Annotated in this window: 16 protein-coding genes; 12 read left to right on the forward strand and 4 right to left on the reverse strand. The window is 69.0% G+C overall.

Annotated elements, in window-relative coordinates; translation table 11 throughout:
- Positions 1-27 precede the first annotated feature (27 nt).
- The 7 genes from HF203_RS06100 to HF203_RS06130 all read left to right on the forward strand — a co-directional run bounded on the left by HF203_RS06100 (position 28) and on the right by HF203_RS06130 (position 5,696).
- Positions 28-777, forward strand: a complete 750-nt coding sequence (locus HF203_RS06100) for a MotA/TolQ/ExbB proton channel family protein (RefSeq protein ID WP_425483203.1) — start codon at positions 28-30, stop codon at positions 775-777.
- Positions 778-811: 34 nt separating this feature from the next.
- The gene (locus HF203_RS06105) at positions 812-1,165 is read left to right on the forward strand and encodes an ExbD/TolR family protein (protein ID WP_246221670.1); all 354 of its coding nucleotides are present in this window, start codon (positions 812-814) and stop codon (positions 1,163-1,165) included.
- Complete coding sequence (locus tag HF203_RS06110) at positions 1,162-1,575, forward strand: ExbD/TolR family protein (RefSeq protein ID WP_168667693.1); 414 nt, start codon at positions 1,162-1,164, stop codon at positions 1,573-1,575. The genes HF203_RS06105 and HF203_RS06110 overlap by 4 nt, the downstream gene beginning before the upstream one ends.
- Positions 1,575-2,351, forward strand: coding sequence for an energy transducer TonB (locus HF203_RS06115; RefSeq protein ID WP_168667694.1), 777 nt, complete (start codon positions 1,575-1,577; stop codon positions 2,349-2,351). Before HF203_RS06110 ends, HF203_RS06115 begins: the two co-directional genes overlap by 1 nt.
- Positions 2,352-2,537: 186 nt before the next feature.
- Positions 2,538-2,855 carry a c-type cytochrome gene (locus tag HF203_RS06120; protein WP_168667695.1) on the forward strand — a complete coding sequence of 106 codons (318 nt, stop codon included), beginning with the start codon at positions 2,538-2,540 and terminating at the stop codon, positions 2,853-2,855.
- Positions 2,856-2,916: 61 nt separating this feature from the next.
- Positions 2,917-3,435: a flavodoxin gene (locus HF203_RS06125; protein WP_168667696.1), complete on the forward strand. Its 519-nt coding sequence runs from the start codon at positions 2,917-2,919 to the stop codon at positions 3,433-3,435.
- Between the two features lie 116 nt (positions 3,436-3,551).
- A complete protein-coding gene (locus tag HF203_RS06130) occupies positions 3,552-5,696 on the forward strand; it encodes a heavy metal translocating P-type ATPase (RefSeq protein WP_168667698.1) in 2,145 nt (714 codons plus the stop codon).
- Between the two features lies 1 nt (position 5,697).
- Here HF203_RS06130 and HF203_RS06135 read toward each other — a convergent pair whose 3' ends face one another.
- Entirely contained in the window at positions 5,698-6,444 is a 747-nt protein-coding gene (locus tag HF203_RS06135) for an aldehyde dehydrogenase family protein (RefSeq protein WP_168667700.1), read from the reverse strand.
- On the reverse strand, positions 6,441-6,575 hold the full coding sequence (locus HF203_RS16250) for a hypothetical protein (protein WP_281349795.1): 135 nt from the start codon (positions 6,573-6,575) through the stop codon (positions 6,441-6,443). Before HF203_RS16250 ends, HF203_RS06135 begins: the two co-directional genes overlap by 4 nt.
- Before the next feature lie 131 nt (positions 6,576-6,706).
- Here HF203_RS16250 and hemP point away from each other — a divergent pair, with 131 nt between their 5' ends.
- Positions 6,707-6,892 carry a hemin uptake protein HemP gene (gene hemP / locus HF203_RS06140; protein WP_168667701.1) on the forward strand — a complete coding sequence of 62 codons (186 nt, stop codon included), beginning with the start codon at positions 6,707-6,709 and terminating at the stop codon, positions 6,890-6,892.
- Positions 6,893-6,902: 10 nt separating this feature from the next.
- On the opposite strand, the gene HF203_RS06145 is transcribed toward hemP, so the two are convergent.
- Positions 6,903-8,837 (reverse strand): TonB-dependent receptor plug domain-containing protein, encoded by a 1,935-nt coding sequence (locus HF203_RS06145; RefSeq protein WP_168667703.1) that lies wholly within the window; start codon positions 8,835-8,837, stop codon positions 6,903-6,905.
- On the reverse strand, positions 8,834-9,292 hold the full coding sequence (locus HF203_RS06150) for a hypothetical protein (protein WP_168667705.1): 459 nt from the start codon (positions 9,290-9,292) through the stop codon (positions 8,834-8,836). Before HF203_RS06150 ends, HF203_RS06145 begins: the two co-directional genes overlap by 4 nt.
- Positions 9,293-9,871: 579 nt before the next feature.
- On the opposite strand from HF203_RS06150, the gene HF203_RS06155 reads away from it, so the two are divergent.
- From HF203_RS06155 to HF203_RS06170, 4 genes are all read left to right on the forward strand, one after another.
- Complete coding sequence (locus tag HF203_RS06155; RefSeq protein ID WP_168667707.1) at positions 9,872-11,134, forward strand: DUF2325 domain-containing protein; 1,263 nt, start codon at positions 9,872-9,874, stop codon at positions 11,132-11,134.
- Between the two features lie 50 nt (positions 11,135-11,184).
- Positions 11,185-11,850: an HD-GYP domain-containing protein gene (locus tag HF203_RS06160; protein WP_168667709.1), complete on the forward strand. Its 666-nt coding sequence runs from the start codon at positions 11,185-11,187 to the stop codon at positions 11,848-11,850.
- A gap of 495 nt (positions 11,851-12,345) precedes the next feature.
- Positions 12,346-14,172: an asparagine synthase (glutamine-hydrolyzing) gene (gene asnB, locus HF203_RS06165; RefSeq protein ID WP_168667710.1), complete on the forward strand. Its 1,827-nt coding sequence runs from the start codon at positions 12,346-12,348 to the stop codon at positions 14,170-14,172.
- Between the two features lie 143 nt (positions 14,173-14,315).
- Complete coding sequence (locus HF203_RS06170; protein WP_168667711.1) at positions 14,316-15,434, forward strand: glycosyltransferase; 1,119 nt, start codon at positions 14,316-14,318, stop codon at positions 15,432-15,434.
- Positions 15,435-15,468 lie beyond the last annotated feature (34 nt).

Raw genomic sequence — 15,468 nt, forward strand, 5'->3', positions numbered from 1 at the left:
GCCACCATCGCCACCCCCTGGGAGACCCTGCTCGGAGGACTGCAGGAACGGCTGAGCATCTTCACCGATGTCGGCGGCCCGGTACTCGCGCTCCTCGCCCTGCTCTCGGTGGTGGCCGCCGCCATCGTGCTGGTCAAGCTGTGGCAGTTCGCACGACTACACATCGACGGCCACGCCCCGATCGACGAGGCACTGCTGCTGTGGCACCAGCGTGACATCCATGGCGCGCTGCGCCGACTCGAGGAGCGTCCCCAACCGGTCTCGCGAGTGGTCCACCTAGCGCTGGTCGGGCTGCGCCACCCCAATCTCGACCTGGCGCTGCTGCGCGAGGAAATCGCCCGTGTCGCCACCCTCCAGCTCGAACAGCTGCGCAGCCATCTGCGCGCGCTCGAGATCATCGCCGCACTCAGCCCGCTGCTCGGTCTGCTCGGCACCGTACTCGGTATGATCGAGGCCTTCCGACAGCTCGAGCAGGCCGGCAGTCAGGTCGATCCCGCGATCCTTTCCGGTGGGATCTGGCAGGCGTTGTTGACCACCGCCGCCGGTCTCAGCCTGGCGATCCCGGTCGTGCTCGCGCACAGCTGGCTGGAACGCCGCGTCGAGCGCTGCGGCCACCGCATGGAGGACGCGGTCACCCGGGTGTTCACCCGCGATCTCACCGGCACCGCAGACGAGGCGGTGATCCCCGAGCAGGCCACGGCCCGCACCCCCGACGAGCCCGCGGCCCCTAGCGCGCCCCCGGCACTGGTCACCGCCCAGGTCGGCTATGCGTCTTGATGTCGCTCGCCGGGGCCGGCGCCACCCGATCTCATTGACCCCACTGATCGACGTGGTATTCATCCTGCTGCTGTTCTTCATGCTCGCCTCGCACTTCGATCAATGGCGCGCGCTCGCGCTCGACGCGCGCGGCGCCAAGGTCGGCGCGGCGGTATCGGGCGAGGCCCGTGCGGCGATGTTGCTGCGTCTGCACGCCGATGCCCGGATCGACCTCAGCGGGGAGTCGCTCACCCCGGCGCAGCTCGAACAGCGCGTCGAGCGCGCGCTCGAGCGCGACCCCGAACTGGTAGTGGTGATCCAGTCCGCCCCCGAGGTCGAGCTGCAGACCATCGTCTCCACCATCGACCACCTGGTCAGCGCCGGCGCCCCGGAGGTCCGACTGCAATGAGATTCACCCGCCCCCAGCCGCGCCCGAGCAGTGACGACCAGTTGATCCCGCTGATCAACGTCATCTTCCTGATGCTGATCTTCTTCATGCTCGCCGGCCACATCGCCCCCAGCGACCCGATCGAGATCGAGCCACCACGCTCCAGCGAGGCCCCCGAGGCACAGCCCCCCCAGCCCGAGCAACGCACCCTGTTGATCGCCACCGACGGCAGACTCGCACTCGACGGCAACGCACTGTCGCCGCCGCAGTTGCAACGGCGCCTCGCCGCCTGGCGTGAGGCCGTCCCCACCGGAACACTACGGATCAAGGCCGACGCCCGGCTCAGCGCCGGACAGCTCCAGGAGACACTGACGCTGCTACGTGAGCTGGGCATCGAACACATCACCTTACTGGCGACCCAGGCGCGCTGATGGACATCCGCTCCCGACACTGGATGATCGCGCTGGCGCTAGCGCTACTCCTGCACGGCTCCTTGCTGATGGCGCTGACCCGGCCGAGTCCCCCCGTTGCCGTGACCGCAACCCCCTACGCGATCGCCCTTGGCGCGGCCCCCGGCCCGCTCGGCGAACCGGCCGCCGCCGCACCGCTGGCCGCTGCACCAGCACCGCCCCCGTTGACTCCGCTCGCCCAGCCCGAGCTGGTACCGGTGCGCGAACTCGAGCCACCCAAACCCAAACCCAAACCGAAGCCCAAGCCCAAGCCCAAGCCCAAGCCCAAGCCGGTCGAGCCCAAGCCACAACCCAAGCCCCACACCGCACCGCCCCGGCCACGCACCGAGGCCGTGCGCGACGACCAAGCGATCAATCGCGCCCCCGGCGGCACCGGCTCCGGTCAGGGCAGCGCCAGCGGCAGTGGCAAGGGCGGCGGCGGTGGCGGTGGTGGTGGCGGCTCGGGCGCGGCGCAGGCCAACTATTACGGCAAGCTCGCCCACTGGCTCGACCGTCACAAGCGCTATCCACGCCAGGCGCGCCGGTTACGCCAACAGGGTCGGGTCGAGGTCGCCTTCACCATCGATCGTGGAGGACGGCTGATCTCGCACCGCATCGTCGCCAGCTCCGGACATCCGTTGCTCGACGCCGAGGTCAGCGCACTGCTCAAGCGCGCCAGTCCGATGCCTCGTCCACCTGCCGAGATCGCCCGCGATCGCCTCAAGGTTCAGGTCCCGATCGACTTCGCGCTGCGCTGAACCCACGGCGTGCTCGCCCGACCCGGCAGACCATCAAATGATATCGATTAGCATTTGCATAAATAACCGGATCTGCCTATCCTCGGTCATCGAGCAACAGGGCCCGGCACCGACCTGTCCGAGACCTCCGCGGCCAGGACGGCCTGCCGGGTCCATCTCCATCGACGTCTCCCGAAGGACCGCACCATGAGTAGTCAGCCCCCATCACTTCGTCACGGCCTCGTGCTCGCCCTGCTCCTCATCACCCCGCTCGTCAACGCCAGCCCGGAGCTGGCCCAACAGAGCGGTTGCATGGTCTGTCATCAGGTCGACAACAAGATCATCGGCCCGGCCTACCGCGAGGTCGCCGCCAAGTACCGCGACCAACCCGATGCCAAGGTCAAGCTCGTCGCCAAGGTCAAGCAGGGCGGCGTGGGCGTCTGGGGCGACATGCCGATGCCACCCAACGCCCACGTCAGTGATGCCGACATCGAGACCCTGGTGACCTGGGTGCTGGGACTCTGACCGTCCCCACTCCGCACCCGCCTCGGGGAGCACCCCACCCACCTCGTACGGAGATCCTGCAATGCAGCAGATCGGACTCTTCTTCGCCACCGACACCGGCACCACCGAGATCATCGCCGAGCGCATCCAGCGCCATCACTTCTCCCCCGAGACCTTGGCACTCCACCCGCTCGACGAGACCGACGCCACCGTGGTCAATGCCCACCACGCCCTGATCTTCGGCACCCCTACGGTCGGCTACGGTGATGCCCCCTACGCGCTCGAGCGCTTCCTCGACCAACTCGACGCAGTCGAGTTCGGCGACCGTCCAGTGGCACTCTTCGGCCTCGGCGACCAGATGGGTTACCCGGACGTCTTCGTCGACGCCCTGGGGATGTTTCATGCCGAACTCCAGGCACGCGGCGCGCGCCTGATCGGCTACTGGCCGACCACCGGCTACGACTACGAGGCGTCCAAGGCCGATCTCGGCGACGGTCGCTTCTGCGGCCTGGTCCTCGACGAGGACAACCAGCCGGAACTGACCGAGGCCCGGCTGGCGCACTGGATCGAGCAGATCCGTCCCGCGTTGGGCGCTGTCTGAGAATCGCGAATGGATGGCTTGCGCGATCGCAATGCATCATTGATCGATAAGCGCAACCATTCTCATTCACGCCATTACTCAGCAGTGCACCAAGGCCGGTGCGGGAGTCGTTGTCGATGATCCAGATCCGCCACCAGATCCCGGGACGCCTGCGTCTACGCGTCCCCGCACTGGTCCGCAACCGTCCACTCGCGGACTGGATCGAGCATGAACTCGGGGCGGTCAACGGTATCGAGCAGGCTGTCTGCAACCCCGGCTGCGCCTCCCTGGTGGTGTGCTATCGCCACACCCAACTCGATGCGGCCGGGATCCGCGCCGAACTCGAGGCGATCATCGCCCGCCCGATCGACCCCAGCCGTCTGACCTGTGAGCTTGCCGACGGGCGCTGTCGCAGCTGTCAACGCAGCGCGCAAGACCAGACGCCGACGCTGGGACGCATCCTCTCGCTGGTGCTGCTCGCCGGCTATCTCGGCTACGTGCTGATCCGCGAGCACCTGCTCAAGCGCCCGGTCGCCCAGAACCCGCTCAGCCCCACCGGGCTGATCGCCCTGGCCGGGGCCATCCCGCTGCTGCGCGATGCCTGGCACGAGACCTTCGTCGAGCGCCGCTTCACCCTCCATCAGTTCCTCGCCTTCTCGTTGGTGCTCGGCATCCTCATGGGCGAGGCACTCACCGCCTTCGAGATCATCCTGGTGCTGCGCGGCGGCGAGCTGCTCGAGGGTTTCGTCGCCAACCGATCGCGCCGCGCGATCCGCCGAATGCTCGCGCTCTCGGTCAAGGACGCCTGGGTGTGGGTCGAGGGTCAGGAGCTGCAGGTCGCGGTCGCCGAGCTGCGCGAGGGCGACCGGGTGGTGGTGCGCACCGGCGAGAAGATCCCGATCGACGGGGTCATCGAGCACGGCGAGGCCGAGCTCAACGAGGCAAGCATCAGCGGCCGCTCGGAGCCGGTGTTCAGACAGATCGGCGCCGAGGTCTTCGCCGGCAGCTATGTCGAACGCGGCGCCATCCGCATCCGCGCCGAACGCGTCGGCGAGGCGACCTATCTGGCCCGGATGGCCGCACTGGTCGACGCCTCGCTCGACCAGAAGGCACCAGTCCAACAGCGCGCCGACGAACTGGCCGCGCGGCTGTTGCGACTCGGCACCCTGTCGACCCTCGCCACCCTGGTGCTCACCCGTAGCGTCGAGCGCGCCTTCACCGTGATGCTGGTGATGTCCTGTCCCTGTTCGACCGTGCTCGCCGCCGCCACCGCGGTGAGCGCGGCGCTGCACAGCGCCACCCGGCGACAGATGTTGATCAAGGGAGGGATCCATCTCGAACGCGTCGGTACCGCGCCCTGCGTCTGCTTCGACAAGACCGGCACCCTCACCACCGAGACCCCGGAGGTGGCCGTCGTGATCGGCGAGGACGAGGACACCCTGCTCTATTGGGCGGCCTCGGCCGAGCACCACAACCCGCACGCACTCGCCCATGCCATCGTGCGCCACGCCCAGACCCTCGGTATCGAACCCGAGACCCACGGCATCAGCGAACACCTGCTCGGCCACGGGCTGGAGGCGCACATCGGCGAGCATCGCGTGTTGGTCGGCAACGCGCGGATGATGGCCACCGGCAAGGTCTCGCTACGCCGCTACAAGGACGCGGCTCAGCGATTGATCGAGTCCGGCCTGACCGCCGTGCACGTCGCCCTCGACGGTAAGGCGCTGGGGGTGATCGGCATCCGCCATCAGCTCCGCCCCGAAGTCCACGAGACCCTGGCGCGACTGCGCGCCGACGGCGTCGGCCATATCGCGCTGATCTCCGGCGACGAACCTCAGGTGGCCGCAGCCTTGGCCGACGAACTGGAGCTCGACAGCTGCTATGGCGGACGCCTGCCCGAGGACAAGGCCGAGGTGGTGCGGGCGCTGCGCGCCGAGCACGGCCCGGTGGTGATGGTCGGCGACGGGGTCAACGACGCCCTGGCGCTGGCCGAGGCCGACATCGGCATCGCCATGGGCAGCGGCGGCTCGGAGGTAGCCATCGAGGTCGCCGATATCGCCCTGGCCGACAGCGCCATGGGCAACCTCGCCGAGCTGCGCGCACTCAGTCGCCAGACCCTGCGTGTCGCCGACCAGAACTACTATCTCGCCGTCGGCACCGACATCGCCGGCATCGCGCTCGGCGCCGCCGGCATCCTCAGCCCGGCGATGGGGGGGCTGATCCACGTCACCCACACCCTCGGCATCCTCGCCAACTCCTCACGGCTGCTGCGCGCGCCCTGAATCACGACACCACGGCCAGGGGGCCAGTCGACCGCCCTGGCCAGGGCTGCAGCGGCGCCGCGGGTCGCTGAGCGGGACGCACACGCGCCACCCGCCCACTGGCCTCGACCAGCGACACCCCCAGCTCCAACCCCAGGCCACAGAGCACATTCAACACCCCGGGCGGTAAACAGCGCGCCAGCGCGCACCAGAGCGCGGCGACCGCGACCCCTTGCGGATGACGGTCATCGAACAGCAGCGCCACCACCAGGGTCTCGCCGCGCCGCAGGACGTGCAGCGCGCGCGCCAGCTCAGGCAGTGGTTCGGCATTCACCGGCACCGCCAACCAACGCACACCCCGGGCATCGACCGCGACCCCAGCACGCGATTCGGCGCGCTGATCGACATGCTGTACCCGTTGCCAGGCCGCATCGATCAGGCGACGGGGCGCACGCCACAGTGTGGCCTGCGGCTCGTCGCCCGAATGATATGTACCGAACCCGTGCTCGAAACGCCGCTGCTCGATCAACGCCCCGGCCCGCTCGAGCCGCGCCACGCGGGCACCGCGACCGCGCTCCTCCCAGACTGGGGCGGCGACCCCGGCGGCGGCGATCGCCGCAGTCACGTCCAACCCCGAGGAACGCGCCACTCGCACGCTCCCCACGGTGAACGCCGCCCCCGACCAGGGGATACGCCAACAGCCACCGATCAGGTTAGCAAGCTGACGCGAGGCGGCCGCAGGCCCGGTCGCGCGCGCTGACGCGCTCATGACTGCACCTGGGCGACGACCTCGCCGCCAGCCGCCGGCGCGCCGGTGGCGCCGTGCTCGGGTAACAACATCAGGCAAAGCACGGCGGCGATGACAGCGATCGGGGGCAGGAGTGAGAGGTGAAGACGCATGCAGAGACCTCCTGAGGCCCGGGGCACACGCGAGGGCGCGGATGGCCGGACTTCACAATTAAATGATAACGGTTATCATTATTGTACAAGAATCCAGCAACTGCAATACCCGAGAACAGGAGTCTCCTATCATGCAGCCACCATCTGTCGGCGAGCGGCGTCGCCAGCGCCAACCCCTGAGCGTTTACAGCGCGGAGTTACTCGCTCACGATCGCGAGCTGCTGATCATCCATCGTGGCGCCCGCTACCGACTGCGCGCCGCGCCACGTGGACGGCTCGAACTGCTCGGGCCGGAGCCCGAGCACGTCGAGCGGTGAGTCGCGGCGCTCAGAACCGCCCCTCGACCCCGAGATAGACGGCACGTCCGACCAGCAGCAGGTCGTCGTCGCGCACGTCGAACAGGTTGTCGACGCCGAGGCGCAGGTCGAGCCCGGCGACCAGCGGACGCGACAGGTCGAGGTTCCACACCCCGGTGCCCTTCTCGCGCCCGGAGACCGAGTCAAGCACCCCGAGGCTGTAGTCGCCGACCAGGCTCACCCCCAGGTCCCAGGGGCGATAGTCGTAGTCGAGGGTGGCGACCAGACGGTGGCGCGGCCGGTCCTGGAGGCGGGCATCGGCCTCGGTGTCGTTGGCATCGAGATAGCTGTACTGCAACCCGACCCCGAGATCGGCGCTCGGGCGCCAGTCGAGCGCGGTCTCGACGCCCTGCAGCCGTGCCGTACCGATGTTGGCGTACTGATAGATCGGCTTGCCGTCGGCGCGACGAGCGATGGTGTGCACGTCGATCAGGTCGTCGACCCAGTTGCGGAAGACCCCCAGGCTCGCCTGCCAGGCGCCCCAGTGTCCCTCGACCCCGAGATCCAGGCTGGTCGACTGCTCGGGCTCCAGGTCGGGGTTGCCGAGCCGGGTGAACCTCGGCTTGGCGACATCGACATAGAGATCGCGCACCGTCGGCACCCGATAGCCCTGGCCGAGCTGGGCGCGCAGCCGCAGCCCGCGCTCAGCGCCGTCGAACAGCCTGTAGACGGCGCCGAGGCTGCCGGTGGCGCGGTCGTCGAACTGGTCCGAGGCGTCGTAGCGGCCGCCGAGCACCAGCTCCAGGCGCGACGAGACCTGCCACTGGTCCTGCAGATAGAAGGCCGAGTCATCGATGGTCGATTCCGAGCCGAGGGTGAGGATGCCATCGCGCTCGACCTCGTAGACCCCCTCGCCGCTGTCGATGGTGTTGCCCTCGAAGGCCTCCTGGCGGTACTCGGCGCCGAGGGTGAGATGGTGGTCGTCCCAGGGACGCCAGCCGAACTGCCCCTCGACCACCGTACGCACCACCGCGACCTCGTCGAAGTCGATCAGCCGGCCGCTGGACTCATCACTGAGCTCGCGATCCTTGTCGAGTTCGGAGCGATAGACACGCAGCCGCCCGTCGCGCTCGCCGTCGTCGTACTCGAGCGCGAGCGCGAGATCGGTGCGGGTGTCGTCTTCATCGGTGCGCTGCAGCCCGCCCTTGCCGGCCAGGGTGCTGTAGGCGCTGTCGCTCTGCAGATAGGCGAGATCGGCCACCAGCCGCCAGTCCGGGGCGAGACGCCAGTCGACACCGAGGGCGAAGCGGTTGAAGCGCTCACGCTCGATCTGGGTCTCGCCGTCGTCGAGGGCGACCTCGCCCTGATCGATCGTCGTCCCCGTGAGCGACACCCCTAGCCCGGGCAGCGGGGTGATCACCCCATAGACATCACCCTCACAGCGCGAGCCGTCGTCGAGTTCATAGCCGGTACAGCGGGCGCGCCAGTCGAGCCGGGGCGCGGTGGGGTCGCGGGTGATGACGTTGATCACCCCGCCAAGCGCGTCGGCGCCGTAGAGGGTACTGCCCGGACCGCGCACGATCTCGACGCGCTCGATATCGGCCAAGGGGATGCGATCGAGTTCGTGTTTCTGCGAGGGCTCGGCGGCGACCCGGCGACCGTCGATCAGGATCAGCGTCTGCTCGTTGGAGAAACCGCGGATCGAGACCGTCTCGCGGGTCCCCTTGCGCTGCAGATGGACCCCCTGGGCCAGCGGTAACACGTCGCCGAGCCGACTGGCGTCGTGACGCTCGATGGTGTCGCGATCGAGCACCTGCACCGCCGTCGGCACCCGCTCGAGGGAGGTCTGCGAGCGGGTGGCGGTGACGCTGATCGGCCCCAGCTCGACGACCGGCTCGGCCAGCGCCGAGGCGGCCCCCAAGGCACCACAGATCCCCAGCGCCAACGAACCATGGACTCGGCTCATCGTCGATCCCCCGCCGCCTCGCCGCCCACCAAGCGGGCGAACTGCTCGGCGTTGGTGAGTGCACGCAATCGCACCAGCGCCTCGATCCGCAGCTCGGTGATCTCGCGTTCGAGCCGCGCCAGCTCGTCAAGTTCAGAAGCAAGCTCCGCGACCGTCGCGCCATCTTCGAGCACCGCCGCACGCAACTGCCGCTCGAGAACCAGGGCACGCTCGACCCGCGGCAGGATCTGCGGCGGATAGACCGTCAACAGCTCTTGTTGGACCCGGGCGCGCTGCGCCGGCGGCAGCTCCAGGATCGCGACCGGCAGCTGCGTGTGGGGCAGCGAGAGCAGTTCGACCTCGTGCATGGTGGCGTGGTGGTCGTCTGCCAGCATCTGGGCCGGCTCCTGTGCCTGGACCGGGACGACGCCGAGCGCGCACAACAGCGCCAACGTCCGGGGACTGGGGATGGACATGATCGGGCCTCCTTTAGGCGGGGCATCTAGCTAGAAAGGGGCCGATCAAGGTAAATTAACGATAACTATTCTCAAATGCGAGATATCAATGGTCAGGGATAGCGGTCAGCTTTCAGTCGCCAGAGAGGGTGAACCGCAAAGCCGCGAAGAACGCGAAGAGAAGACAGGCTTTCTGCCGTCAGCCGCCAGCGAGAGGAGCAGGCTCGTCTCGTATCGCCAAGGTTGACCGCAAACCGACACTGGAGGCTGCCTGTTAACGATGGGAGGGGACAGTCACCAGCGACCAGCCACCAGTGAGTGTTGACCTCAACGACTGGCGCAGGGCACGAGAGGCTTTACTGCTGCCTGTCGTTCCCAGGAAAGGGAGGACAATGCGGAGGACGCCCCCTCGCCAGACGACGCCTGGAAACCGCTCGCATGTCCCCTTTCGCGTTCTTTGCGGTTTACCCTCTCCGGCATCTGATGGCTGGCAACTGGTGGCTGATGGCTGGTCGCTGTCAGCTGAAACCCCTTGCTTTCTCGTTAATGAGAATTATTATTGACTCCATCTCGAACCACCTCACGCCGAAGGAGTCCGGCATGTGCGAGCCTCGACCCTCCCTCTCCTCCGCCACCATCGCGACACCGATCGTGCCCCCCGCGTCAGGACAACGCGCCTCCAGCCGACGACGTAAGCTGTGGGACCTTGCGCACAAGTTCCACTGTCCGGTGATCGGCACCTGCCTGCACGTCGACGAGCTGCGCGAGATCGCGCGCAAGAGCGGGGTGCGCCAGCACGCACACGCCAGCGACTTCGACATCCATGTGCGCTGTGTCGCCGCCGCCGAGCAGCGCGGACCGCTCTCCCAGGCCACCCACAAGGCGCTCGAACGCAAGCACGCGCGGATGATCAAACGCTTCGCCCGGGCCAAGGACAGCGAACAGGTCGCCGTGCTCTGGGAGCAGGCCCGCGCCGAGGGCGAGATCCCCGGGGCCTTCTGGGCACTGATGACCCACCCCCATGCCGACGCCATGCTCTGCGTGCGTGCCTACGAGGACGTGCACATGCTCTCGCACCAGATCGGTGCCGGACTGGGCGCCGATCTGCGCGCGCTGCGCGAGGCCCGCGCCCAGCTCGACCGCGCCCAGCGCGACGCCGCCGAGCGCGAGCGTCGGCTCAACCGCAGCCTCGGCGAGCGCGAGACCCGTATCGAGCACCTCGAACAGACCCTCGAACAACGCCAAGGGCTGGAGCGCGCCCTCGAACGCGCCGAGGACGAACTCACGGCATTGCGCGATCAGGACCTGATTGCCAACCTCGACGAAGAGCGGCGCCGGGCCGAGCAGGCCAGCGCCCGGGTCGCCACCCTGGAGGCACAGCTCGAACGCGAGCGGGCACACCGTGATGCCCTGGCCGAGCGGCTGACCCAGCGCGAGCACCGCGTGCGCCAGCTCGAACAACGACTCGCACACCTCGAACGGCAACACGGCTGTGGTGATTGCGCCGCCGAGGGAGACCCGGCCCCGGATCTCGACGGTCGCTGCATCCTCTGTGTCGGCGGCCTCAGCTCGATGGCCAGCCGCTATCGCACGCTGGTGACACGCTGCAACGGTGAGCTGATTCGTCACGACGGCGGACTGGAGGACAATCGTCAGCGCCTCGAATCCCTGCTGGCCAAGGCCGATGCGGTCATCTGTCCCGCCGACAACTGCAGCCACGACGCCTATCAGCGCACCAAGCGCTTCTGCAAACGCATGGCCAAGCCCTGTGTACTGCTCGAACGCTCCAGCGTCGATGCCTTCGCCCGAGCCATCGCCGATCTCGTCGAGGTCCAACCCGCCACGGCGCGCCCTGCCGCCTAAGCCCTACGGCGGGGCCACCGCCCCGCCGTCCACCGTCGTCCAGGACCCCGATGATCCCCGAACTCGTTCGTATCCATGACGTCGTCGACGTCGTGATCAGCACCCTCAACGCCCGTGACCCCTACACCTCCGAGCATTCCTTCCGGGTGGCGCTCTACTCCGAACTGCTCTCCGAGCAGATGTCGCTACCCGTCACCATCCACCAGCGACTGCACATCGCCGCCCATCTGCACGACATCGGCAAGGTCGGCGTGCCCGACGGCATCCTCAACAAGCCCGGTCGACTCACCGAGGTCGAGAAGCTGCAGATTCAGCTCCACCCGCGCATCGGCTTCGACATCCTCCAGCGCCTGCCGACCTTCCGCGAGGTCGCGCGCATCGTCCTCCACCATCACGAACGCATCGATGGACGTGGCTACCCCAACCGGCTGCGCGGTGAGCAGATCCCGCTCGAATCACGCATCATCGCCGTGGCCGACGCCTTCGACGCCATGACCTCGGAGCGCCCCTATCGTCGTGGCATGCCTGCCGACCTCGCCGCCGAGGAGATCGTCCGCCACGCCGGCGACCAGTTCGACCCCGAGGTGGTCGGCCACTTCGAGCGCGTCTTCGACCAACTCGCTAACCACATCGAGTACGCGCGCGACAGCAACCGCCTGCCCGGCGAGCCCGACCACGACAGCCTGATGCACTCGCGCATCGCCACTGCGGCCTGATCGGATAGCGGGGAGGCGGGTTCAAACCGCCAGCGCTGTAGGTTGGGCTGCCCACCGATGCGCTGCCCCAGCAATCGCACGGTGGCCTTTGATCGGTGGGCAACCCAACACTGTAGTGGACCTCTCGCGGGCATCGACGTCAGCCATGAGACCTTGACGAAGATGTTGGGTTGCCGCGCAGCAGCAGCCCAACCTACCGCTTCTTAGTACTACAGCCGCACATTTTTACGGCGGCCCAGCCCCTCGCGCTCGATAATGACTCTAAAAAGGGACACCCATTTATCAAACGGCTGAACGCCAACCACACGAACCCTTCGCGCCCTTCGCGACTTTGCGGTTCACATCTTCTGGCGGCTGACCACCGCCCGCCTCACCCCTCGACAACCGGCCGGCGCCTCGTATCATGGGGAGCGGTCGCACCAGCGCGGTGCGTCGAGACATGAGGGGGCGAGGACCTATGGCCAGACAGCATCCAACCGAGACGGGGTCGCGCTGATGTGCGGGATCGCCGGTTTCATCCTGCGCGCCGGGATCGAGCCCGCGCCCGGCACGCTCGAGCGCATGATCGAGCGGCTCGGACACCGCGGCCCGGACGACAGCGGGCTCTATCGCGAGGGCGCGGTGGGGCTGGCGCAATCGCGGCTGTCGATCATCGGGCTGGAGACCGGGCACCAGCCGCTGCTCGCGCCCGCCGACGGGCTGGCGCTAGTGGCCAACGGCGAGGTCTACAACTATCGCGAGCTCAACGCCGCGCTCGGCGCCGCCGGGCGGGTGGCGCGCACCGGCTCGGACTCCGAGACCATCCTCCACGCCTACGCGGTGCACGGACTCGACGCGCTCGAACGGCTGCGCGGCATGTACGCCTTCGCGCTACACGACCGTCGGCGCGAGCGGCTGATCCTCGCCCGCGACCGGCTCGGCATCAAACCGCTGTTCTACGCCCGGCTGCCCGACCGGGTGGTGTTCGCCTCCGAGCTCAAGGCGCTGCTCGCGCTGCTGCCCGAGTCGCCGCGGGTCTCGGCCCCGGCACTGCGCCAGTTCCTGCATCACCAGTTCGCCGCCGGCGAGGACACCCTGATCGAGGGCGTGCGCCGCGTCCCGCCGGGCGAGGCACTGGTGATCGACCCCGAGCTCAACCTCACCCATCACCGCTACTGGTCGGCGCGGCGCGTCGCCCCGCGCGACATCGGCCCCGAGTACGCCAGCTACGAGCTCGGCGAGCGGCTCGACGCGGCGATGCGCGAGCACATGCGCGCCGACGTGCCCTTCGGCCTGTTCCTCTCCGGCGGGGTCGACTCGGCGGTGCTCGCCGCCCTGCTCCACCGCCACGGCGCCGGGCGCATCCACAGCTTCTCGGTCGGCTATCGCGGCACCCGCATGGCCGACGAACTCGATGCCGCCGAGCGGGTCGCGGCGCACTTCGGCTTCGAGCATCACCGTCTGGAGCTGGAGCTGGATCAGGTCTTCGGTCGCATCCCCCACAGCATCTGGGCCGCCGACGAACTGATGCGCGACTATGCCTGTCTGCCGACCTCGATCCTCGCCGAGCAGGCCAGCGCCGAACTCAAGGTGGTGTTCTCCGGCGAGGGCGGCGACGAGGTGTTCGGCGGTTATGGCCGCTACCGCCCGCCGCGGCTGGAGCGCTGGGGCAAGGGGCTGCTGCGTCCCGGCAGCGGCGGCTTCCGCACCCGGGGACAGTGGGCCGGACGCTGGCAACGGGCGCTGTACGGTGCGGCGCTCGCGACCGTCGAGCCGCCCGATCGCGCCCCCTTCGTCGCCGCCTGGCAGGCCACCCCCGGCGACTGGTCCGACCTGCAGCGACGTCAGTACACCGACCTGGTGACCGCGCTGCCCGACAACCTGCTGGTGAAGACCGACCGCATGCTGATGGGCTTCGGCGTCGAGGGCCGGGTGCCCTTCCTCGACCACCGTCTGGTCGAGTTCGGGCTGGCGCTACCCGACACGCTCAAGACCCGCGACGGCAACGGCAAGTGGCTGCTCAAGCGCTGGGCCGAGCCGCTGCTGCCGCCGGGGCACCTGAGCGCGCCCAAGCGCGGCTTCCACGTCCCGGTCGGCGACTGGCTCGGAGGCGAGCGCGCCGCCCGGGTCGGCGAGCTGCTGGCGCGCAACGACGGCATCCGCACCTGGTTCCGCCCCGAGGCCCTGCCCGCGCTGGTTGCCGCGCGCCGCGCCGGGCACGGCGGCGGGCGCGAGCTGTTCGGGCTGCTGCAGTTCGCGATCTGGCACCGTCTGTTCATCGAGCGGCCGGGGCTCACGCCCGCCCCGCACGAGGACCCGCTCGACTGGATCGCGAGCGACTGAGTCCGCGCCACGCGCCGCTGGCCAAGCCGCGCGCGCTGGCGCAGAATGACCCCACAGGACCGCGTCCGCCGCGCGCCGCTGGCGGACGCCCGAGCACCACGGATGGCGCCCGATCGTCATCCGGCCACCGAGACCCGCGCCGCATGACCGAGCCCGCACACATCGCCTGCTTCCTCTCCACCTCGGGACACAGCGGCGTCGACCGGCTCGCCCGTCACCTGCTGCCGGCGATCGCCCGCCGCGGCCACCGCGTCGACCTGCTCAAGGTGCGCGGCCACGGCCCCGAACTCACCGATCAGCCGCCGGGGCTGCGCATCATCGACCTCGGCACCCGCCACACCCTCGCCACCCTGCCCGCGCTGGTGCGCTATCTGCGCCGCGAGCGTCCCGACGTGCTGCTCTCCGACAAGGACAAGGTCAACCGTCTGGCACTCGCCGCGCGCGCACTGGCACGCACCCCGACCCGATTGGTGCTGCGCTCGGGGATCACCATCTCGGTCGATCTCGCCTCGCGCGGGCCGCTCGACCGCTGGGTGCAACGTCACTCGATGGGCTGGCTCTACCGCTTCGCCGATCGCGTGCTGGTGCCGAGCGTCGGCGCCGCCGACGACATGGCCCGCTACACCGGCCTGCCGCGTGAGCGCATCCACCCGGTCGACTCGCCGATCGTCCCGGCGCGGCTGTTCACCGAGCAACAGCCACGTCCCGATCACCCCTGGTTCGCCGACGACGCCCCGCCGCTCATCCTCAGCGTCGGCGAGCTGTGCAGCCGCAAGGACTTCGCCACCCTGCTGCGCGCCTTCGCCCGGGTGCGCGCCGAGCGCCCCTGCCGACTGATGATCCTCGGTCGCGGCAGCGCCCGCGAGCGCCTGCTGCGCCTCGCCGACGACCTCGGCGTCGGCGCCGACTTCGCCCTCCCCGGCTTCGTCCCCGAGCCCTACGCCTACATGGCCCACGCCGCCCTGCTCGCCTTCTCCTCGCGCTGGGAGGGCCTGCCCTTCGTCCCCGTCGAGGCGCTGGCCGTCGGCACCCCGGTGGTCTCCACCGATTGCCCCAGCGGCCCGCGCGAGATCCTCCAGGACGGCCGCTACGGCCCCCTGGTCCCGGTCGGCGACGATGCAGCACTGGCCGAATCGATCAAGGCGACGCTGGATGATCCGTTGCCGAAGGCGGTGTTGCGGGAGGCGGCGGGGCGGTTTGAGATTGAGCGGGCGGTTGGGGGGTATTTGGGGGGGATGGAGCGACGCGCGGAGGATATGTAAAAGCTCAATCAAATCCTTATCGGTCAGAGCGCTA

Source organism: Marichromatium bheemlicum (assembly GCF_012276755.1).
GTDB classification, from domain to species: domain Bacteria; phylum Pseudomonadota; class Gammaproteobacteria; order Chromatiales; family Chromatiaceae; genus Marichromatium; species Marichromatium bheemlicum.